The following is a 22,395-nucleotide window of genomic DNA, read 5'->3' as shown; positions in this document are numbered from 1 at the left end:
ATGCTCTTGATGCACTTCGCTGCAGGCCATCGCGGCTGAAGCCGATCCCACAAGAGCCGGCGGCGTTACAGCCAGCGGCCGTAGCGGCGGATGTAGATCAGTTTCATCAGCTGGGTCAACACGCAGTAACTGACCAAGGTCAGCGCCAGCCATGCGAAGTACATTGGCGGCAGCGGCGACATGCCGATCTTCGCGCCGATCGCGCTGAACGGGATCAGCATGCCGACCACGATGATCGCGACGGTCAGTCCCAGCACCGGCGCGGACGCCACGCTCTGCAGAAACGGGATGCGCCGGGTGCGGATCATGTGCACGATCAGGGTCTGCGACAACAGGCCTTCGATGAACCAGCCTGACTGGAACAGCGACTGGTGTGCCGGCGAATTCGCACCGAAGTAGTGCCACATCAGCCAGAACGTGGTGATGTCGAAGATCGAGCTGACCGGGCCGATCCAAACCATGAAGCGGCCGATGTCGCCAGCATCCCACTTGCGCGGGCGGCTCAGGTATTCCTCGTCCATGCGGTCGAACGGGATCGACAGCTGCGAAATGTCGTACAGCAGGTTCTGCACCAGGATCTGCAGCGGCAGCATGGGCAGGAACGGCAGGAACGCACTGGCCACCAGCACGCTGAACACGTTGCCGAAGTTCGAACTGGCCGTCATCTTGATGTACTTCATGATGTTGCCGAAGGTGACGCGGCCTTCCAGCACGCCCTCCTCCAGCACCATCAGGTTTTTCTCCAGCAGGATGATGTCGGCCGACTCCTTGGCGATGTCGGTGGCGCTGTCCACCGAGATGCCGACATCGGCGTCGTGCAGTGCCGGCGCATCGTTGATGCCGTCGCCGAGGAAGCCCACCGTGTGGCCCAGGCGCTGCAACGAACGCACCACACGAGCCTTCTGCAGCGGCGACATCTTGGCGAACACTGTGACGCGCGCCACCAGCGCATCCAGTGCGACGTCATCGAGTGCCTCGATGTCGCGGCCCTGCACCGATTCGGCGACATCGAGCCCGACCTCGCGGCAAATCTTGCGGGTCACCGCCTCGTTGTCGCCGGTAACCACCTTCACCTGGACGCCGTGCTGGTGCAGAGCGCGGATCGCGGTGGCGGCGGAGTCTTTCGGCGGGTCGAGGAAGGCCAGGCAGCCGACCGCGATCAAGCCGTCCTCGTCGGCCACGCCATAGGCATGCGCGTGCGCCGGCTGCCGCCGTACCGCCACCACCAGCACGCGCAGGCCGTCCTCGTTGAGGCCGTGGGTCATCGCCTTGATCTCACGACGACGCGCGTCGGTCATCGGCTCGATCACGTCGCCGGTCTGTGCGAATGCGCAGATCGACAGCATCTCCTCGACCGCACCCTTGCAGATCAGCAGGTGCTCGCCGCCACCGTCGGCCACCACCACCGACATGCGCCGGCGCTGGAAGTCGAACGGGATCTCGTCGACCACGCGGTAGCGCATCGCCGCCGCCTCCAGGTCGCGGTGCGCCAGCACCGCCTTGTCCATCAGGTTCTTCAGGCCGGTCTGGAAGCGGCTGTTGAGGTAGCCGTATTCCAGCGCCTCGTCGGACTCCTCGCCATCGAGGTCGAGGTGGCGTTCCAGCACGATCCGGTCCAGCGTCAGCGTGCCGGTCTTGTCGGTGCACAGCACGTCCATCGCGCCGAAGTTCTGGATCGCGTTGAGCCGCTTCACCACGACCTTGCGCCGTGACATCGCCAGCGCACCCTTGGACAGGTTGGCAGTGACGATAAGCGGCAGCATTTCCGGGGTCAGCCCCACCGCGATCGACAGCGCGAACAGGAACGCCTCGGTCCAGTTGTGCTTGTCCAGCCCGTTGATCAGGAACACCACCGGCACCATCACCGCCATGAAACGGATCAGCAGCCAGCTCACCGAACGGATGCCGCGGTCGAAACTGGTCTGCACGCGCTGGCCGCTCATGCTGTGCGCCAGTGAACCGAGGTAGCTGCGTGCACCGGTCGCCAGCACCACCGCGACGGCGCTGCCGCTGACCACGTTGGTGCCCATGTAGCAGATGCCTGGCAACTCCAGCGGATCGCCGCGGATGCCAGCTTCGGCTCCCGCGACGGGCGCGGACTTCTCCACCGGCAGCGATTCGCCGGTAAGGATCGCCTGGCTTATGAACAGGTCCTTGGCGCTGAGCAGGCGCAGGTCGGCCGGCACCATGTCGCCCGCACCCAAATGCACGATGTCGCCGACGACCAGCTCGACCACCGGCACTTCGATTTGCTCGCTGTGGCCGTCGGAGGCGCGCCGCGTCACCGTGGCGGTATTGCGCACCATCGCCTTGAGCTTCTCGGCGGCACGCGATGAACGGAACTCCTGGGTGAAGCTCAGCACCACGCTGATGCCGACCATCACCGCGATGATCACCGGCCCGGTCAGGTCGCTGCGGTCGGTGAACAACTGCACGCCGGCCAGCACCAGCAACACCACGATGAACGGGTTCTTGAAGGCGCGCAGCAGCTGCAGCGACCAGTGCGGCGGTTTCTCGCGCGACACCTCGTTCGGCCCGTCGCGATGCAGCCGCGCGCCGATCTGGATTTCGTCGAGGCCTTGCGGCGTGCTCTCCAGCGTGGCCAGCACGGCGGCGGCATCGCGCAATGCCTGCTGCACCACGACCATCGGCACGCTCTTCGGGGCGACCTTGCCTGCCACCTTGCCGGCGGACGGATTGGAGTTCTTGTTCATGCTGCGCTTCTGTATATCGGATGCCGAATGCCGCGAAGCGCAGGCGGGTCAGTCCGCCGCCACACCGCGCTGTGCGGCCGCTGGTGCGGCCCATGCCCGGAGGTCGCTCCGATCTGGGGGAGGCCAGCCCTTGCGTCGGACGATGACGATCATCCGCGGCCGGAACCCAGCCGGCGATGCCGCGGCGCTTTCAAAAACGAGGCCGGCTCACGCCGTGCCGTCATCGGGCCGGAGTTGGCCGCACGCGGGAGTTCGACTACCACGGCAGCCTCATCGGCCCCACGTTGCAGCGGTGCGGGTACGGTCACATGGAATACCGGCGACGCGGCAGCGCCGCGACCCAGTACGGCACGCATGCCTGCGGCACGCAGGCGGAAAAATTCGCGAAGGAGCTTCATCGGCCCATCTCCTCGTAACGACGCCGGAGGCGTCGTCAGGGGTGGGCCGGACTTTCCCTAGATCAGGAAAGCACCAGCCGACCGCAGGCGGTCGCCGCAGGCGTTTTGCTTGTTTTGCTGTGCCGGCACCCGAAGCGAGCGGGTGTCGACGTTGCGACTAGGGTAAACGTCCATATGCCTTGGTTAGTCAGGACAGGAAGCCTGCCGGCGCAGCGCGCCGGAGGGCGCGCGCATTGTCGTGCTGCGCCGCGCAAGTGTCAACGCTTGCGCAAGCGAAAGTTTCTACGTGCCGCCGCCGCGGCGGTTCAGACCGGCGACTGCAGCATGAACCCGTTCCGCACGATCGGCGCGACCAGCCAGTGGTCGGCCAGCAGGAACGCGAACAACGCCATCAGATAGATGATGGAGTACTTGAACACCTTCATCGGGAACAGCTCGTCCGGCGGATTCAGCATCCGTACGGCGTAATACAGGAAGCCGATGTCGAGCACGATCGCGCCGCCGAGATAGATCAGCCCGCTCATGCCGGTCATGGCCGGCAGCAGCGTCACCAGTACCAGCAGCACGGTGTAGAACAGCACCTGCCAGCGGGTATAGACGATGCCGTGGGTGACCGGCAGCATCGGCACCTGCGCTCGCGCGTAATCGTCGCGGCGGAAGATCGCCAACGCCCAGAAATGCGGCGGCGTCCACACGAAGATGATCAGGCACAGCTGCAACGCGAACGGATGCAGCGCACCGGTCACCGCAGTCCAGCCCAGCACCGGCGGAATCGCGCCGGCGAGGCCACCGATCACGATGTTCTGCGGCGTCGCCCGTTTCAGGTAGGCGGTGTACACCAGCGCGTAACCGATCAGGCCGCCGAAGGTGAGCAGCGCAGTCAGCGGATTGACCAGCAACGCCAGCACCAGCATCGAGGCGATCCCCAGCAGTACCGCGAACACCAGCACCTGGCGAGGGGTCAGCGAGCCGGTTGCCAGCGGACGCCGCGCGGTACGCGCCATCAGCTTGTCGATGCGCTCGTCGATCAGGTGGTTGAACGCGGCGGCCGAACCGGAGGCCATCCAGATGCCGAGCGTGCCGAACACCAGCGCACGCCACGGCGGAATGCCCGGCACCGCCAGGAACATGCCGATCACCGCGCAGAACACCAGCAGCGCGACGACGCGCGGCTTGGTCAGCTGCAGATACTCATGGATCAGATTCATTTCAACGTCGCCCCAACGACAGGAACATCGATTCGTCATGCCGCGGCTGCGTGCGCGCCAGCGTGGCCAGCAAGGTGAACAGCAGCAAGGCCGCCACGCCATTGTGCGCGGTCGCCACCGCCAGCGGCAGCCCGAAGTACACGTTGCTGATACCAAGCAGCACCTGGCTCACCAACGCCAATGCGATCGCCACCGCGTACAGGCGCAGCCCGCGTCGCGCCAGCCGGGTCGCCAACCAGCCCAGATAGCAGAACACCACCAGCGCGCCGAGCCGATGCACGATCTGGATCGCGGTGCGCGCGGCCATGTCGAGCACGCCGCCTTCGTAATTGACGCCGATACCGCGCCACAGCACGAAGCCCTGGTGGAAATCGGTCGGCGGTGCCCACTGGTTCAGGCACTGCGGAAACGAACCCGGGCCATAGCCGCAAGCCAGTGCCGCGTAGTTGGCCGAGGTCCAGCCGCCCAGCGCGATCTGGCAGAACAACAGCACCAGACCGACCGTCACCAGCCGGCGCAGGTCGGCAAGACGGTTGTCCGCCGCGCCCACGCCGGCGAAACGCAGTGCTGCATAGGCGAGCAAGGCGAACGTGGTCATGCCGCCGAGCAGGTGCCCCGTCACCACCACCGGCTTGAGCAGCAAGGTGACCGTCCACATGCCGAGCATCGCCTGGAAGATGATCACCGCCAGCGCCAGCACGCTGATTCTCCACGCACCCGGCCGCGGCAGCCGCACTGCCGCGAACAGCGGCAGCGCGATCGCAAATACCGCCAGCAGCGACGACCACTGGTGCTCGCCGCGCATGTACAAACCCACACCGATCGCGGCAAACACCGCGCCGACGATCACCGCCAGCCGAGCGCGGGGCTTGCGCCAACTAGCCAACAGTGCCAGCAGCAGCACCATCACGCCGAGCGTGCCGGCGAGGAAGCGATGCACCTGCTCGCGCCATGCCTTGTGCGCCTCGTACGGGCGACCCGGAAAGGCCGCGTCGGCATGCGCCACCGCCTGTGCGTGTTGCGGCCAGGTCACCTGGCCATAGCAGGTCGGCCAGTCCGGGCAGGACAGGCCCGCGTTGGACAGCCGCACGAACGCGCCGAACATCACCAGCCCGAACGCGAACAATGCCGCGAACAGGGACAGCCAGCGCAGGATTTTCAGGGAGCGTGCCGACATCACTTGATCACCTTCACCATGTCCCGCAACAGTCCGGGACCGTCGAAGCCTGCCGGGTACAGCGACAGCGCGGTGCCGTTGGATTCCACCAGCACGACACTGACGGTGTCCGGCGTGGTCGGCACATAGGCTGCCAGTTTGCCTTCGACATCACGACCGAGCGTCCAGTACGTATTCATTGCCGCGCGCCGACCCGGATCGACCGGTGGCGCGCCGAGATAGAGCAGGCGCAGGCGCGACTGATTGCGATTGAGCATGAGCCGTGCCTTGGCGATGCCGGTCAGCGTCTCGAAACACCGTGCGGCGCAGTCCGGACCAGCCAGGGCGATCAGGGTGAGCCGCGGTTCGCTGTCGCGCCACGGCCACAATGTGCCGTCATCCAGACGCACCTGCAGCTTCTCGTCGACGAAATTGCGCTGCGGCAGAATCGGCTCGCCGTTGCCCTTGGTACCGGGCTGCCACCCACTCCAGGAGAGCAGGCCGGCGACGATCATCGGCGCGGCAAACACCAGCGCGATCAGCAGCAGGAACCTTCGGCTTTTGCGCAGGGCGGCGGGATCAACTTCTTTCATCGGAGGTCATCGGGTTCGTGGAATCAGGATTTGCGCGGCTTGCGCTTGCGATGCAGCACCAGCAGGATCACCACCGCAGCGAGCGCGAAGGTGAACCACTGGAACGCATACGCGCGGTGCCGCGCCGGCGGCATCGAGGAAAAATCGAGGGTGTGCACGCGCACGTAGATCGAGGCCGGGTCGGCGTCCAGCGCCAGCAGCCGCGGATACAGCGGGCGACCGAGATCGCGGGCGATTTCCGCCGGATCCATGAAGATGCTGTTTTTCGGCCAGCGGGTCTGTCGCGACAGCGCATCGCCGCCCATCTCGAAACCCACCGGCGGCGGCGGCACGTACAAACCTTGCAGGCTGACCTCGGCGGTCGGCAGCGGCGGCAGTTGCGGTGTCTTGCCATTGCCGTTGCCGGGCAGGAAGCCAAGGTCGACCAGCAGCAACTGCGATTGGCCGTGCAGCGCGAAGGGAGCGAACACCTCCACACCGCCGCGTCCGTCATGCTTCGGGTTGTCCAGCAGGTACAGGCGGTCGGCGAGATAGTGGCCGCGCACCCGTACCCGCGGAAAACCATCGGCCGGCGGCGCCTCGGCCACCTTGGCGAAGTCCTGCAGCGGTGCCGAGACCGATGCGGCATACCGCCGCAGAAGTGCTTCCTTGAAGTCGGCGCGATGCAGCTGCCAGACGCCCAAACGTATGAACAGCAAGGCTCCGGCCACCGTCAGCAGCAAGGCCCACCACGATGGACGGCGAAATCCGCTCACGCGGAGTGCCTGCCACCGGCCGCTATACTGCCCCTGTCGAAATGGTTCGGATCAATCACGTGGAAACCGTCTATAAATATGCGCTGGTGGCGTTGCTGCTGGTGGTGATTTTCAGCCTCGGCCAGGCGCTGTACTTCATGATGACCGACAAGGACGACGACAAGCGCACGGTGTGGGCCTTGACCCGTCGCATCGGCTTGTCGCTGCTGCTGATCGGCATGGTTGCGCTCGGCATCTGGATGGGTTGGCTGCACCCGCACGACGTCGGCCAGTAATTGTAACGGCTGCGCCGACACGCTGCTCCCGCCGCGACAAATCGCGCGGCGCAACAGATGGCGCCACTGACGTCCGAAACAGGTGTGCCAAAGAACAAAAAGCCCGCCATTGGCGGGCTTTTTGTTGTGAATCGCATCGAGATGTCCGTGAGTCGCGGCTCTTGTGAAGAGTCCGGCCATGGCGAGGGCATGGATGCCCGAGTTGAGGCAACGCAGGAGCGGTTGCCCGATGGCCGGCTTTTTGCCCTTCGCGAAACGGACGTCGCGTCAAAGAATGTAAACGAACATGAACAGGCCGAGCCAGACCACGTCGACGAAGTGCCAGTACCACGCCACCGCCTCGAAGCCGAAATGGTGTTCCTTGTTGAAATGCCCCTTCAGCACGCGCAGCCAGATCACCGCCAACATGATCGTACCGAGCGTCACGTGCAGGCCGTGGAACCCGGTCAGCAGGAAGAAGGTCGAGCCGTAGACGCCGCTGTGCAGGGTCAGGTTGAGCTCCTTGTAGGCCTCCATGTACTCGTGTGCCTGGAAGTACAGGAAGGTCGCGCCCAGCAGCACGGTCAGTCCCAGGAACAACAGGATCTTGCCGCGATGGCCGGCGCGCAACGCATGATGCGCAATCGTCACGGTGACGCTCGAGGTAAGCAGGATCAGCGTATTCAGCAGCGGCAGGCCCCATGCCGGCACGGTGCTGAAGGCACCACCGATATGTTCCGGGCCATTGCCGGCGCTGGCACCCCAGGATGCAGCGTAGTCGCTCCACAGGAACTGGTGGGTCAGCGTGCCGTGACCATGGCCGCCAAGCCACGGCACCGAGAACATGCGGATGTAGAACAGCGCACCGAAGAACGCGCCGAAGAACATCACCTCGGAGAAGATGAACCACATCATGCCCATGCGGAACGAGGTGTCGACCTGGTGGTTGTAGTTGCCGCCCATCGACTCGTGGATCACCGAGCGAAACCAGCCGAAGAACATCGCCAGCACGCCGATCACGCCGACGGTCAGCACGGTCTTGCCGAAACCGGATTCGCCGGGCTCGGCATTCAGCCAGTGCGCGGCGCCGAACACGGTGGTGAACATGACCACTGCGGCCACGAAAGGCCAGTAGCTCTTGGCCGGAACAAAGTAAGCGTCGTGCTGCTGACCCATGGTGTAACCCCGTGGATTTCTCTTGATGACTTTTGCCCCGTCATGTTGCCCGGGGAACTGCATGCCGATCGATGCCAACCTGACCGGTCGAAAAAAACGTGTGGCAACCCGCGATACGACTATTTCATCAGCAGTATCTGCAGGAACGAGATCAGGAAGAAGAACAGCACGATCACGACCAGCACCGTCACTGTCCGTCGCACGCCCCTGCGGCGATCGTCGCCGTGTCCGCCCATGGTGTGATCCGCTGTCGATTGCATCATGTCGCCCTGCTCGCTGCATCGCTCCGGCCGGTCATGGCCGGGCGATGCCGTGGATGGATCAGTCGTTCACGTGACCGTGTGCCAGCTCGTCGTCGTGGATCACCGGCGGCACCTCGAAGGTGTGGTGCGGCGCCGGCGACGGCACCGTCCACTCCAGGCCCTTGGCGCCTTCCCACACGCGGTCGGTGGCCTTCTTCTTGGAGAAGAACACGCAGTGGATCAGCACGCCGATGAAGATCAGCTGGGTGGCGCCGAACAGGAAGCCGCCGATCGAGCTGATCATGTTGAAGTTGGCGAACGCTACGTTGTAGTCGGGGATGCGGCGCGGCATGCCCGCCAGGCCCAGGAAGTGCTGCGGGAAGAACAGCACGTTGACCCAGATCACGCTGTTCCAGAAATGCACCTTGCCCCAGAACTCGCTGTACATGTTGCCGGTCCACTTCGGCAGCCAGTAGTAGGCGGCACCGATGATCGCGAACAGCGCACCGGTCACCAGCACGTAGTGGAAATGCGCCACCACGAAATAGGTGTCGTGATACTGGAAGTCGGCCGGCACCAGCGCCAGCATCAGGCCGGAGAAGCCACCGATGGTGAACAGGATGATGAACGCGATCGCGAACAGCATCGGCGTCTCGAACGTCATCGAACCGCCCCACATGGTGGCGACCCAGTTGAACACCTTCACGCCGGTCGGCACCGAGATCAGCATGGTGGCGTACATGAAGAAGATTTCGGCGCCCAGCGGCAGGCCCACCGCGAACATGTGGTGCGCCCACACGATGAACGACAGGAACGCGATGCAGGCGATCGCGAACACCATCGCCTTGTAGCCGAAGATCGGCTTGCGCGCGAAGGTCGGCACGATTTCCGAGATGATCCCGAATGCCGGCAGGATCATGATGTAGACCTCGGGATGGCCGAAGAACCAGAAGATGTGCTGGTACAGCACCGGGTCGCCGCCGCCGCCCGGGTTGAAGAAGTTGGTGCCGAAGTACTTGTCGGTCAGCAGCATCGTCACTGCACCAGCCAGCACCGGCATCACGGCGATCAGCAGGAAGGCGGTGATCAGCCAGCTCCACACGAACACCGGCATCTTCAGCAGATCCATGCCGGGCGCGCGCATGTTGAGGATGGTGGCGATGATGTTGATCGCGCCCATGATCGAGCTGATGCCCATCAGGTGGATCGCGAACACCACGTAGGCCAGCGAATCGCTCTGCAGCGACAGCGGCGGATACATGGTCCAGCCGCCGGACGGGCCGCCACCCGGCAGGAACAGGGTGGACAACAGCAGAATGAAGGCGAACGGCAGGATCCAGAACGACAGGTTGTTCATGCGCGGCAACGCCATGTCCGGCGCGCCGACCATCAGCGGGATCATCCAGTTACCGAGGCCGACGAAGGCCGGCATGATCGCGCCGAAGATCATCACCAGCGCGTGCATCGTGGTCAGCTGGTTGAAGAAGTACGGCTCCATCAGCTGCAGGCCTGGCTTGAACAGCTCGGCGCGGATCAGCATCGCAAAGCTGCCGCCGATGAAGAACATCGTCAGCGCGAAGACGAGGTACAGCGTGCCGATGTCCTTGTGATTGGTGGACATGCACCAGCGCTGGAAGAAACCTTTCGGCGCGCCGTGGTGATCGTCGTGCTGATCATGGGTGGCTGCGTAGGACATGGCCTTGCACCTCTAACCTGAAATATTGAATGCGACTGCGAAAAAAATGTGTGGGAAGCGCGGGCGACGAAAAGCTCAGCCCTTGCTGCCGTGGGCCGGAACGGCGACGACCTGGGCAGTGGCTTGCGGTGCGGCGGCAGTGGAGGCCGCCGCCGGCGCCGGTGCCGCGGCGGGTGCAGCGGACTTCGCCTCCTGTCCGGCCAGCCACGCGGCGAAATCGGCCTTGGACTTCACCACCACCACGATCGGCATGAAGCCGTGATCCTGGCCGCAGAGCTCGGCGCACTGGCCGCGATAGGTGCCCGGCGTGGTGAAGTTCGCCCACGCGGCATTGATGATTCCGGGGATCGCGTCGATCTTCCAGCCGGTCGCCGGCACCCACCAGGAGTGGATCACGTCGCCGCTGGTGATCACGAAGCGGATCTTGGTGTCGACCGGCACCACCAGCGGCTTGTCGACATTCAGCAGGTAGGTATTTTCGTCGCCGACCTTGACCGCAAACGGGTCCATGCCCGAACCGAGCTGGCGGGTCTGGTTGCTCTGCGAATCGAGCTTGGACATGAAGCCGACCTTGTCGATCGACTTGCCCATGTAGTCGACGTAGTCGTAGCGCCACTTCCACTGGTAGCCGGTGACCTTGACCGTCATCTGCGACCCGGTGGTGTCGGCCCAGGTGGTGAGGCCGCCGGTGGCCAGATAGGCCAGGGTGATCAGGATCAACACCGGGATGGTGGTCCAGACCACTTCCACCATGGTGTTGTGCGACCACTTCTCTGCCACCGCGCCGCGCGATTTGCGGAAGCGGAACATCGCGATGAACATCGCGCCGAACACCAGCACGCCGATCACGGTGCAGACGGCGAGCGAGATGTTGTTCAGGTGGTATGGCACCGGTGACCAGGTGCTCGCGCCGCGTTCCATGTTCAGCTGCCACGGACCGGGAGCGGCCAGGGCCACGCTGCCGAACGACGCAAGGGCGAAAGCCGCCGCTGCCATGAGTGATCGCCTGATGCCGCCAGATGTCATGTCTTGCACCTTTGTTGAACCTACTTGCGCAGCTGGTTGAAATCGGCCAGCAACACCATGAGTTTTCTCGACAGCTCGACGCGTTCCTGTTCCGCCAGGAAAGCGCCGATCTCCAGCTCGCGCCCGTGCGACGACAGCAGCAGGCGCTGACGCCCGTTGCCCGGCTCCAGCAGCACGCGCACCCAGTACGACTGGAAACGCATGCGGCGCCGGCCCGGCAACGACTGCACCTCCAGCGACGAAGCGTCGAGGGTGATGCGTTCGCTGCGATCGCCGGCCCGCCAGGCCACGCTCAAGGCGATGGCCACGGCGGCGGATTCAACCAGGGCAAACAGCGGAGCGAACACATTCCCCTGCCATGCACCCAGTCCAGCCGTCATCAGCACCAGCGCCACCAGAATCATGATCAATCGACGCAGACCGCGTCGGCTGAGCGTGCGATTGGGCTTGAGCCACATCGTCACGCGCGGCAAGCCGGCGGTAGCTGGTCGAAGCACGATCATGGGGATCCGGCGTGCCTGGAACAGCGGAATGATAGGCCGCGGCGACGCGGCGGGCAAGATTGTCGCACCCGGCTGACCTGGATCAAGTCCGCAAGGCAGGCTGCCGAACCATCCCGCGAAGCGCCACGAAGCGCACGGCAGCAACGCATCCGGGTCGCCGCCCCGCCCCAATCCGCAGCGTCCAGCGTACAATCCCGCGCTCTCCTCCGCAGCGGCGGATCTTTCGCGATGTGCCCGTGACCCAGCCCATTCTCAGCCCCGAACTCCCCGTCGACAGCACGCCCGCGCGCGCGCGCATCACCGCCGCCTGGCTGCGCGACGAGACTGAAGCCGTCAACGACCTTCTCGCCCAGGCCACCCTGCCGCCGGTCGAACGCGAGCAGGTGATCGACGTCGCCGCCGGCCTGGTCTCGCGCGTGCGTGCGCGCTCGAAAGACCAGAGCGCCGTCGAATCCTTCATGCGCCAGTACGACCTTTCGTCCGAAGAGGGCGTCTTGCTGATGTGCGTGGCCGAGGCGCTGCTGCGCATCCCGGACAAGGCCACCGCCGACAAGCTGATTCGCGACAAGCTCGGCGAGGCAAACTGGAAGAAGCACCTGGGCCAGAGCGAATCGCTGTTCGTCAACGCCTCGACCTGGGGCCTGATGCTCACCGGCCATCTGGTGAACCTGGCCGAAGACACCCGCCACGACTTCACCGGTGCATTGAAGCGACTGGTCGGCCGCGCCGGCGAACCGGCGATCCGCCTCGCGGTGCGCCAGGCGATGCGCATCATGGGCCACCAGTTCGTGATGGGCCGCAGCATCGGCGAAGCGCTGGACCGCTGCGCGAAGAAGGAATACGCGATATACCGCTATTCCTATGACATGCTGGGCGAGTCCGCGCTGACCGGCGAAACCGCCGAGCGCTACCAGGAAGACTACCGCCGCGCGATCGCCGCGATCGGCGCGCGCGGCCCGTTCGCCAACCACACCGACGCGCCGTCGATCTCGGTGAAGCTGTCGGCGCTGCATCCGCGCTACGAAGTGATGAAGCGCGAACTGGCCCGCCGCCAGCTCACCGAGAAGCTGCTGGAACTGTCGCAGCTGGCGATGAAACACGGCATCGCGCTGTCGGTCGACGCCGAGGAAGCCGATCGGCTGGAACTGTCGCTGGACATCATCGGCGACGTCTTCGCACATCCGTCGCTCGAGGGCTGGAACGGCCTGGGCATCGTGGTGCAGGCGTACGCCAAGCGCACCCCGTTCGTGATCGACTGGCTGATCGAGACCGCGCGTGCGGCAAATCGTCGCTGGTACGTACGCCTGGTCAAGGGCGCCTACTGGGACGCCGAGATCAAGCGCGCGCAGGAGACCGGCCTGGCCGGCTACCCGGTGTACACGCGCAAGCCGAACACCGACGTGTCCTACCTCGCCTGCGCGCGCAAGCTGTTCGACGCCGGCAGCGAGCTGATCTATCCGCAGTTCGCAACCCACAACGCGCACACCATCGCCGCCGTGCATCACGTCGCGCGCGGCCGCCCGTTCGAATACCAGCGCCTGCACGGCATGGGCACCGACCTGTACGCCGAGGTGATCGGTCCGCAGAACTTGAACGTACCGTGTCGCGTGTATGCGCCGGTCGGCACCCACGAAGACCTGCTGCCGTACCTGGTGCGCCGCCTGCTCGAGAACGGTGCCAACACCAGCTTCGTCAACCGCGTCGTCGACGAGACATTGCCGGTGCGCGAGCTGGTCGCCGACCCGTGCGAAACCGTGCGCGGCTTCGCATCCATCCCGCACCCGCGCATCCCGCTGCCGGTCAATCTGTATGGCGAACTCCGGAAGAACTCCATGGGTATCAACTTCTCCAACGACAACGAACTGAAAACCATGGCCGACGCAGTCAATGCGAACGCGGGCCCGTGGACCGCCACCCCGCTGGTGCCGGGCGCGAACGCCAGCGGCCCGACCGTGCAGGTGAGCAATCCCGCCGATCGCCGCCAAAACGTGGGCAGCTACGTCAGCGCCGACAGCGCCACTGTCGATAAGGCACTGGCCAACGCCGTCGCCGCCCAGCCGAACTGGGATCGCCTCCCCGCAGCCAGTCGCGCAGCCATCCTCGAACACGCCGCCGAGCAGCTCGAAGCGCGCCGCGGCGAATTCATCGCGTTGTGCGTGCGCGAAGCCGGCAAGAGCCTGCCCGACGCGATCGCCGAGATCCGCGAGGCCGCCGATTTCCTGCGCTACTACGCGACCATGGCGCGCCGCCTGTTCGGCCAGCCGGAGCAGTTGCCCGGGCCCACCGGCGAAACCAATCAACTGTTGCTCACCGGCCGCGGCGTGTTCGTCTGCATCAGCCCGTGGAACTTCCCGCTGGCGATTTTCATGGGCCAGATCAGCGCCGCACTGGCTGCCGGCAACAGCGTGATCGCCAAGCCGGCCGAGCAGACCTCGCTGATCGGCCACGCCGCGATCAAGCTGCTGCACGAGGCCGGCATCCCGCTCGACGTGCTGCAGTACCTGCCCGGCGACGGTGCCGTCGTCGGTGCCGCGTTGACCAGGGACCCGCGCGTGGCCGGCGTCGCCTTCACCGGTTCCACCGACACCGCCTGGGCGATCAACCGCGCGCTCGCCGCGCGCAACGCCCCGATCGCCGCGCTGATCGCCGAAACCGGCGGCCAGAACGCCATGATCGCCGACTCCTCCGCCCTGCCCGAGCAGATCGTCAAGGACGTGATCGCCTCGGCGTTCCAGTCCGCCGGCCAGCGTTGCTCGGCCGCGCGCGTGCTGTTCGTGCAGGAGGACATCGCCGACAAGGTCTGCGCCATGCTCACCGGCGCGATGGCCGAGCTGAAGGTTGGCGACCCGGGCCAGCTGTCCACCGACGTGGGCCCGGTGATCGACGAGGACGCCCTGAAGATCCTCGTCGACCACGCCGCGCGCATGGACAAGGAGGCGAAGAAGATCGGCGAGGTCGCGCTCGATCCGGCGACCACCGCGCACGGCACCTTCTTCGCCCCGCGCGCCTACGAAATCCCCTCACTCGCCACTCTGACCCGCGAAATCTTCGGCCCGGTGCTGCACGTGATCCGCTGGAAGGGCAGCGAGCTGGCGCAGGTCGTGGACCAGATCAACGCCACCGGCTACGGCCTCACTCTCGGCATCCACAGCCGCATCGACGACACCGTCGACTACATCGCCAGCCACGCCCGCGTCGGCAACTGCTACGTCAACCGCAACCAGATTGGTGCGGTGGTCGGGGTGCAGCCGTTCGGTGGCGAACGCCTGTCCGGCACCGGCCCCAAGGCCGGCGGCCCACACTACCTGCTGCGCTTCGCCGGCGAGCGCACGCTCACCATCAACACCACCGCCGCCGGCGGCAACGCCTCGCTGCTGACGATCGGCGAATAAGGGGCGGGGGCGGAGGCGCAGTCACGCTTCCGCCCCGGCAGCCTCGCGAACCGCCTGCGGCAGTCGCGCGGCACACGGATGTCGGTCCGACGGATGTTCGGCATACTGCAGGCATCCTTTGCCTGGACGATGGCATGCCGCACGAAACCCCCACCACCGAGAATTCCGACGACACCGGCCTCACCGGCATCCTGCAGCGACTGCGCTCTGCCCAGGCGGCGGACCCGATGCCATCCTGGGCGATCCGCGCCGGCCGACTGCATGCGCTGGAAACCATGCTGCGCGAACAGCGCGGCGCGTTTGCCGCGGCGATCAGCGCCGATTTCGGCCAACGACCGGTCGAAGAGACCGATCTGCTGGAAGTGTTTCCCAGCCTGTCCGCCATCCGTCATGCCCTGCGCCATGGCCGACGCTGGATGCATCCGCGGCGTTCGTTCGCCGGGCTGGCGTTCCTGCCTGCGCGCAATGAACTCATGCCGCAGCCGCGCGGCGTGGTCGGCATCATCGTGCCGTGGAACTATCCGCTCTACCTGGCCGTGGGCCCGCTGGTCGATGCGTTGGCCGCGGGCAATCGCGTGATGCTGAAGATGAGCGAGTACACGCCGCGCTTCTCGGCGCTGTTCGCCGAACAGGTCGCGCGCAGCTTCTCCCCAGACGAAATCGTGGTGGTGACCGGCGACGCCGGAGTGGCGCAGGCGTTTTCGACGCTGCCGTTCGACCATCTGCTGTTCACCGGCTCCACCGCGGTAGGCCATCACGTGATGCGTGCGGCCGCCGCCAACCTCACGCCGGTGACGCTGGAGCTGGGCGGCAAGTCGCCCGCGATCATCGGCCCGGGCGCGCGCTTCGAACATGCGGTGGAACGCATCATGTTCGGCAAACTGGTCAACGCCGGGCAGACCTGCATTGCGCCGGACTATGTGCTGCTGCCGCGCGCACGCATGCAGGATTTCATCGACAAGGCCAGCCGTGTGACGGCGGCGATGTATCCACAGCTGCAGCAGAACAGGCAATACGCGAGCATCGTTTCCGACCGCCAGTACGAACGCCTGGTCGGCCTGCGTGACCATGCGCTGGCAGCTGGCGCCCAGCTCCATCCCCTGAGCGAGGCCGCTGACGATCCGGCGCGCCGATTGCTGCCACCGCAATTGCTCAGCGCCGTCACCGGCGACATGGCGGTGATGCGCGAGGAGATCTTCGGCCCGCTGCTGCCGCTGCTTCCCTACGATTCATTGGACGAAGCGATTGCCTGGGTGGCCGCGCGTCCGCACCCGCTGGCGTTGTATCTGTTCGAGCAGAATCGGACTTTGGTCGACAAGGTGCTGGCGAACACCACAGCCGGCGGCGTCAGCGTCAACGACACGCTGTACCACATCGCCCAGCATGGCCTGCCGTTCGGCGGCGTCGGCGCCTCAGGCATGGGCGGTTATCACGGCGAGGCGGGCTTCCGCACGTTCTCGCACATGAAGCCGGTGTTCCGCCAGGCACGGCTGAACGGTGCCGGCCTGCTCAACCCGCCCTACGGCGGCCGTTTCAGACGAATGGTCGACCTGCTGCTGCGGCGCGGCTGATCACTTCACGGCCGATCACTTCACGGGATCTCGAATATCCATTTTTTGCTTGGGGATTTCGAGGTTCACTTTACGAGACTCGAAAAAAAACCTCCCCGCGAACGGGAAGGTTTTTGTTTTGGACGTCCATTTCAACAAACGTCGCGCTGGCGTCAAGACGTCAGAACTTGTACACCGCCGACAGGCTCAGCAGGTTGCCATAGTCGTCCGAGTAGCCGGTCAGGACGTCGCCGGTGGCGCTGACCGAACCATTGATGCGCGCCTTGTTGACGAAGATGTGCGCGTATGAGGCGTTGATCTGGAAATGCTCGCTGGCGGTGTAGCCGATGCCGACGGTGGCGAGCTTGCGCGTTTCGTCAGGCACGCGCGGATCACGCAGGCTGTCCGATGTCGGCGTGGTATCCAGCGCCACGCCTGCACGCAGGGTGACCTTGTCGTTGACGTAGTAGTCGCCGCCAACCGAGACATACCAGCTGTTTTTCCAGTTGAAGTCTTGCTCGCTGGCCGGCTGCGCCGGGTTGTCGTAGGTCACCTTCAGCTGCTTGAACACGTCCCACTTGGTCCACGCCACGTCCGCGCCGATGCCGAACTTCTCGGCCTGATGCCAGTAGCTTAGGCTGGCCGTGGCCGGGGTAGTGAAGCCGGCTGTGCCATTGGTGTGCGTGAACGGCGTGCCGCCGCCGAGCAGCGGGGCCACGGCCGGATTGGACAGCAGGGCGGCGACATTCGCTGGTACCTGGAAGTTGGCCGTGCCATGAAGTGTGTGATCGATCTTGGAACGGTAGTTGAAAGCCAGCTTGTCCTGCGTGGTCAGCTTCCAGTACGCACCGAGCTGCCAGCCATAGGCCCAGTCGTCACCGGTGATGCGGGCATAGCCGTCCGAACCCGGCGGCACCACCGCACCGACCTGCGCTGCCAGCGCCTGCGCCGTCGCCGGATCGAGCTGGCCAGCCGCTGCAGCCTGCTGGATCAGGCCCAGGCCGACCATGTTGAAGTTGATCGCATTGGTCAGCTCGGCACTGGTCCTTTGCGCGATGACGCTGGCACCGAGGCTGAAGCTGTCGGTGACGTCGAACGAACCGGACAAGGTCGCATCGAGCGACTCGAACTTGGACTTGATCGCGTTATAGCGACCGACCCAGTTCTTGTCGTATTCGGTCTGGAAACCGAACGGCACCGAGAAACCCGCACCGACATGCACGCGGTCGCTGACCTGGGTGGCGAAGAACAGCGCCGGCACCGGCAAGGTGGTACCGGCGTCGCCGCCGTTGCCGCCGCTGATCGGGCGGCCCAGCGCATCATGCGCGCTGCCGTGGAACTTGGTGCTGAAATTGATGCCGGTGACGTCAGCCTGCAGGTAGGTGCCCTTGAGGTCGCTCATCGCGGCTGGATTGTTCGTCACCACCGAGACATCGCCACCCGCCGTGGCGGAGCCGGCATACGCACGGCCCAGCCCCATGGCACTGTTTTCCTTGAGCTGGAAGGCACTGGCGCTGGCAAGACCCGGCACGAGCGCGCCGACAACAGCCACACTCAACACGGCCAACGCGAGCGGACGGGCAGCGCCCGGGAAGGAACGGAAAGACTTGTGCATCGCTTGCTCCTGCTTATCTGTGGTGCGACTCGGAATTAAATGAGGTGCGGCGACAAACCCCGAATTCATACGCGCGTTTGAAGCCCCTGTGCCGCACTCTGCCCGCTAGTACGGGGCGTTGCAAGTGCAGTCGCAACATTCAGCTAACAAATGAAATGCAGCTGACGCCGTTCGGCCATCGCCGACCTGCCGTCCGATTCGCGGCTCCATAAACGGCGGGCAGGTCGCCTGCCGCGCTGCTACCCTGAGCGATCCCTCAGCGCGGGCGCTTTCGGTGCCCTCTCCGTTTCTTTGGCAGGAGTTGTCATGCAGTGTTTCGTATACGCCAGCCTGCGCAAGGTCGACAGCTACGTGTGGCTGGCACGGCGAGATGCGTTCGACGTACTGCCCGAGTCGCTCATGCTGCTGCTGGGCGAGCTGCGTTTCGTGATGGAGGTGCACCTGGACGAGCAGCGCAGGTTGCCGGTCGAGGACACCGCACAGGTACTCGACCATCTGAGCACGCAGGGCTGGCACCTGCAACTGCCGCCGCAGGAGACCCTCGCTGCCGCCAACCAACTCCCTTACACGCATTCGCCGCAGGACGATCGTGATGAGTGAATCGAGCGCCGGTTAACACTTGGTTACCGCCTGCACATCCAACGATTTCTATACTGCCGACATGACCCAGCCCAAATCGCGCCGCCGACCGCCTTTCCTGCAAGCCCTTGCCTGGTTCATTCCCGGCCTGCTCGCCGTCTCCGCCGCCGGGCTGGCCAGCCATCCGCTGACCCTGATTCCGCTGCTGCTGGCCAATGCGCTGACCATGGCCGCGATCTGTCACGCGATCGGTTTCGATCCAGAACCGCGCTTCGGTCGAACCGTCTTGCGCCGCGGCGCCGCGCACCTGGTGATGTTCACCGGCTATACGGTGCTGGTGTTCGTGCTGGTCGCGTGGCCGATGCTGCAGTTGAGCCAGGCGCCAAGCCTCAGCGCCGCGCTGATCCTGGCAGCCGCGCTGGTACTGGCGCTGGCGGCGCTGTGGCGACTGTGGCCTGCATTCGGATTGGTGTTCGTCTGGGACGATGCCTATCCCGGGCAGCGCGATGGCTCGTGGATTTTCACCGCCACGTTGCGCTGCATCGCATTCAGTCGTCATCTGTCGCGTGAAGAGCGCTTCTTCAGCCACTTCCTGCCATCGGCGTTGGCGTTGCTGGTGCTGGCCTTCGGCGCGATAGCACTGACCGGACTGTACGGCGTGCTTCCCTCCGAGCCGCGCATCGCCGCGCTGGCGATTTACGGCGTCGTGCTGCTGCCGCTGGGTTGCCTGGTCATTGCCAACCGGACGCTGCGGGCGCTGCTGTGCGAACGCCATGGCAAGCACAAGCAATCCGCCCGGAATCCGGCGACCGCTCCCGGCCCGGCCGCGGCGATCGTTCCCTTGAGCGAGCAGGAGCGTACCCCCGGCACTCGCGAACAGGCCGAAGCCTTGTTGGCGGCCACTCGCCAGGGCGACATCGAACGTGCGCTGGCACTGGTCGACGCGGGTGCCGATCCCGACACCACGCCGGGCGCCGACGATCGCGACCAGCGTCCGGTGCTGATGCTGGCGGCGTTGCTGCCCGATACCCGGCTGTTGCGCGCACTGATCGCCAGGGGCGCCGACGTGAACCGTGCCAGCGGCGGCATCACCCCCTTGCTCGCGGCCACCCGCGACAGCTGGCACGGTCGCGCCGAGGCCGTGCTGACCCTGCTCGCCAACGGCGCCAGCCCACTGGTCGTCGATGCCGAAGGCAACACCGCGCTGCATGGTGCGGTGCTGAGCGTCGATGCCGGCGTCGCGGCGATGTTGCTGGACGCGTCGGCCCCGATCAATGCACTCAACAAGGCCGGCGTCAGTCCGCTGACCACCGCCTGCCGCGCCGCCAACTGGCCGCTGGCAAAGTTCCTGCTGGAACATGGTGCCAAGCCGGCGCCTGCCGATGGCGAGCCGGCCCTGGTCGCCGCCGCCGGCATCGCCGATGACGATGTCGCCGGGGTCAAGCTGCTGCTCAAGCATCGTGCCGCAGTCAACGCGGTCGATGCGCGCCACCGGCATGCGTTGCTGAGCGCCGCCGCCGAAGGCCACGAACAGATCGCGCGCGCGCTGTGTGCGGCCGGCGCCGACGTCAACTTGGCCGATCAGAACGGCAGCACCGCGCTGATGGAAGCCGCCCGCGCGGGTGCCTGCGGCATCGTGCAGCTGCTGGCCGAGGCGCAGCCCGATGCGCGCGCGCGCGACCACCATGGTCGCGACGCGCTGACCCTGGCCTGCCAGTCGCCGCATGCGAAAGGCGAAACCGTGCGCGCGCTGCTGTCGCTCGGTGCCGAGCCGAAGACTCCCGGCAGCGATGGCCGCAGCGCGCTCGATCACGCCGCCGGTGCCGGCCGCTGGGATCTGGTCGCGCTGCTGGATCCCGACACGCCGCTGCCGGCCAGCCTCAGCCAGGACGTGCTGGCCGTGGACGCCGACACCCCGGCGCACCTGCTGGATGCGTTGCGCTTCGGCCACTGGGCGATCGTGTCGGGTTTTGGCGACCGCGTGCGCGAGTGGCCGCAATCGCAGCTGGCGCAGCTGTATCTGGACCTGGCGACACCGGGGCTGGCCGCTGGCCGCCGCTGGCTGCTCGACCACGGCCTCGATGCCGAGGCGCGACTGGAAGCACCGCGGGTCGACGATGCCGAAACGGGCGAGTCGCCGCCACCGCCGCCGCTCGGTCGACGCCTGTTCGATGCCTTGCTGCAGCAGTTGCCGAACTCGACCGAAGCACTGGACGATCTGCTGCAGGCTGGCGCAAGCCCGGCTGGCGCCGGCCTGCTGGCCCAGGCGCTGACACGTCTGGGCAGCGCCGCCCAAGGCACCGCGCTGGCGCTGAACCTGCTCGAACGTGGCGCCGATCCGTTCGGCTCCGACGCGCGCGAACGCACGCCACTGCACCTGGCGGTGGTCCACGCGCAGCCGGAGTTGCTGCAAGCCCTGCTGGCCCGTGGCTGCGATCCGAACACGCGCGACCGCGAAGGCCGCACGCCGTTGTTTGCCGCACTCGAACATGGCGCGCAGGCGCTGCCGCTGGTACGCGCCTTGATCGCCCATGGCGCCAATCCCGAGGCTACCGATGCGAACGGCGAAACGCCGTTGGGGCTGGCCCTGGAGCATCCGGCCGTCGAGCGCTGGCTGGATTGGCGCGACTGGCCGCGTCCGCATCGCCCGCTGCGCGCCAGCGACCTGCCTGCTGCGGCCGCGGTCGGCGCGCTGGCTACCGTGCAACGCCTGCTCGAACTCGGCTTCGCGGTCGACACCCGCGACGACCAGGGTGCAACCGCCCTGCTGCGCGCCTGCGGTGCCGGGCATCGCGAATGTGCCGCGCACCTGCTCGAAGCCGGCGCCGATCCGTCGATGGCGGCACGCAGCGGAGTGACTCCGCTGGCAGCCGCGGTCGCGGCGCGGCGCGAAGCACTGGTCGAACTGCTGCTGCAACGTGGCATTGCCGTCGACCAGCGCCTGCCGAACGACGCCACCGCGTTGATGGTGGCCGCGGCGATGGGTTACCCGGAAATTCTCGAGCGCCTGCTCGACGCCGGAGCCGACGTCAATGCCGTCGACGCGAGCGCCCGCAGCGCGCTGCACGCCGCCGCGCAATTCGGCTTCGAACACAACGACAGCCTGCGCGCGCGCCGCCTGTTCGACGGCCTGCTCAAGCGCGGCGCCGACATCAACCTGGCCGACAGCGAGGGCAAGACCCCGCTGCTGTTGCTGCTGGGCGCACAGCTACGCCCGGGCAGCGAATGCGACGCCACCCACATCGGTGCGCTGGTGCCATTGCTGCTGGACGCCGGCGCCCGGGCCGGGCATGCCGATCAGCGCGGCGTCACGGCGCTGCACGCCTGCGCCATGCATGCGCTGCTGCCACCGGCGCGCGTGCTGCTGACGCGTGGTGCCGACCGCAACGCCGCCGACGCGTTCGGCCGCACCGCAGCGGAGGTCGCGCGGCAACTGGGCTATATCGACATCGCCCACGAGCTGGCCGCACGCAGCAGCGCCATTCCGAGTGTGCGGCAGACCCTGCGCCAGCCGGCGCAACCGGCCGACTGATTCGCG

17 protein-coding genes are annotated in these 22,395 nt (G+C 66.0%); 5 read left to right on the top strand and 12 right to left on the bottom strand.

Annotation, left to right across the window (positions count from 1 at the left end):
* Positions 1-65: 65 nt before the first annotated feature.
* The 6 genes from mgtA to CIW53_RS01185 form a co-directional block, all read right to left on the bottom strand.
* On the bottom strand, positions 66-2,714 hold the full coding sequence (mgtA, locus tag CIW53_RS01210) for a magnesium-translocating P-type ATPase (protein ID WP_149362881.1): 2,649 nt from the start codon (positions 2,712-2,714) through the stop codon (positions 66-68).
* A 149-nt stretch (positions 2,715-2,863) separates the two neighbouring features.
* On the bottom strand, positions 2,864-3,112 hold the full coding sequence (locus CIW53_RS01205; protein WP_149362880.1) for a hypothetical protein: 249 nt from the start codon (positions 3,110-3,112) through the stop codon (positions 2,864-2,866).
* Between the two features lie 305 nt (positions 3,113-3,417).
* Positions 3,418-4,320 carry a heme o synthase gene (cyoE, locus tag CIW53_RS01200; protein ID WP_149362879.1) on the bottom strand — a complete coding sequence of 301 codons (903 nt, stop codon included), beginning with the start codon at positions 4,318-4,320 and terminating at the stop codon, positions 3,418-3,420.
* A 1-nt stretch (position 4,321) separates the two neighbouring features.
* Positions 4,322-5,497 (bottom strand): COX15/CtaA family protein, encoded by a 1,176-nt coding sequence (locus tag CIW53_RS01195; RefSeq protein ID WP_149362878.1) that lies wholly within the window; start codon positions 5,495-5,497, stop codon positions 4,322-4,324.
* Positions 5,497-6,069, bottom strand: a complete 573-nt coding sequence (locus CIW53_RS01190; RefSeq protein WP_149362877.1) for a hypothetical protein — start codon at positions 6,067-6,069, stop codon at positions 5,497-5,499. Before CIW53_RS01190 ends, CIW53_RS01195 begins: the two co-directional genes overlap by 1 nt.
* A gap of 23 nt (positions 6,070-6,092) precedes the next feature.
* Entirely contained in the window at positions 6,093-6,824 is a 732-nt protein-coding gene (locus CIW53_RS01185) for an SURF1 family protein (protein WP_149362876.1), read from the bottom strand.
* Between the two features lie 59 nt (positions 6,825-6,883).
* Between CIW53_RS01185 and CIW53_RS01180 the strand changes: the two genes are divergently transcribed.
* The gene (locus CIW53_RS01180) at positions 6,884-7,099 is read left to right on the top strand and encodes a twin transmembrane helix small protein (protein ID WP_149362875.1); all 216 of its coding nucleotides are present in this window, start codon (positions 6,884-6,886) and stop codon (positions 7,097-7,099) included.
* Between the two features lie 267 nt (positions 7,100-7,366).
* Here the strand turns inward: CIW53_RS01180 and CIW53_RS01175 are convergent, their stop codons facing one another.
* The 5 genes from CIW53_RS01175 to CIW53_RS01160 form a co-directional block, all read right to left on the bottom strand.
* Positions 7,367-8,254 (bottom strand): cytochrome c oxidase subunit 3, encoded by an 888-nt coding sequence (locus tag CIW53_RS01175; protein ID WP_149362874.1) that lies wholly within the window; start codon positions 8,252-8,254, stop codon positions 7,367-7,369.
* A gap of 119 nt (positions 8,255-8,373) precedes the next feature.
* Entirely contained in the window at positions 8,374-8,517 is a 144-nt protein-coding gene (locus CIW53_RS17600; protein WP_172969553.1) for a hypothetical protein, read from the bottom strand.
* Between the two features lie 58 nt (positions 8,518-8,575).
* Positions 8,576-10,192, bottom strand: a complete 1,617-nt coding sequence (gene ctaD, locus CIW53_RS01170) for a cytochrome c oxidase subunit I (protein ID WP_149362873.1) — start codon at positions 10,190-10,192, stop codon at positions 8,576-8,578.
* 75 nt (positions 10,193-10,267) lie between these two features.
* A complete protein-coding gene (gene coxB, locus CIW53_RS01165; protein WP_242451726.1) occupies positions 10,268-11,188 on the bottom strand; it encodes a cytochrome c oxidase subunit II in 921 nt (306 codons plus the stop codon).
* A 50-nt stretch (positions 11,189-11,238) separates the two neighbouring features.
* On the bottom strand, positions 11,239-11,676 hold the full coding sequence (locus CIW53_RS01160; RefSeq protein WP_149363404.1) for a DUF2244 domain-containing protein: 438 nt from the start codon (positions 11,674-11,676) through the stop codon (positions 11,239-11,241).
* Between the two features lie 281 nt (positions 11,677-11,957).
* Here CIW53_RS01160 and putA point away from each other — a divergent pair, with 281 nt between their 5' ends.
* Both putA and CIW53_RS01150 read left to right on the top strand, forming a co-directional pair.
* On the top strand, positions 11,958-15,113 hold the full coding sequence (gene putA, locus CIW53_RS01155; RefSeq protein WP_149362871.1) for a bifunctional proline dehydrogenase/L-glutamate gamma-semialdehyde dehydrogenase PutA: 3,156 nt from the start codon (positions 11,958-11,960) through the stop codon (positions 15,111-15,113).
* Positions 15,114-15,247: 134 nt separating this feature from the next.
* Positions 15,248-16,684: a coniferyl aldehyde dehydrogenase gene (locus CIW53_RS01150; RefSeq protein WP_149362870.1), complete on the top strand. Its 1,437-nt coding sequence runs from the start codon at positions 15,248-15,250 to the stop codon at positions 16,682-16,684.
* A gap of 160 nt (positions 16,685-16,844) precedes the next feature.
* On the opposite strand, the gene CIW53_RS01145 is transcribed toward CIW53_RS01150, so the two are convergent.
* Positions 16,845-18,278: an outer membrane protein transport protein gene (locus CIW53_RS01145; RefSeq protein WP_149362869.1), complete on the bottom strand. Its 1,434-nt coding sequence runs from the start codon at positions 18,276-18,278 to the stop codon at positions 16,845-16,847.
* A gap of 306 nt (positions 18,279-18,584) precedes the next feature.
* Between CIW53_RS01145 and CIW53_RS01140 the strand changes: the two genes are divergently transcribed.
* Positions 18,585-18,878, top strand: a complete 294-nt coding sequence (locus tag CIW53_RS01140; protein ID WP_149362868.1) for a YcgL domain-containing protein — start codon at positions 18,585-18,587, stop codon at positions 18,876-18,878.
* A gap of 61 nt (positions 18,879-18,939) precedes the next feature.
* Entirely contained in the window at positions 18,940-22,389 is a 3,450-nt protein-coding gene (locus CIW53_RS01135; protein ID WP_149362867.1) for an ankyrin repeat domain-containing protein, read from the top strand.
* Positions 22,390-22,395 lie beyond the last annotated feature (6 nt).

The sequence above is a fragment of the Rhodanobacter sp. T12-5 genome (assembly GCF_008329435.1).
In the GTDB taxonomy this organism is placed as follows: Bacteria; Pseudomonadota; Gammaproteobacteria; order Xanthomonadales; family Rhodanobacteraceae; genus Rhodanobacter.
The sequence above is the reverse complement of the archived record's forward strand: the minus strand, read 5'-3'. Positions and strand labels throughout refer to the sequence as shown.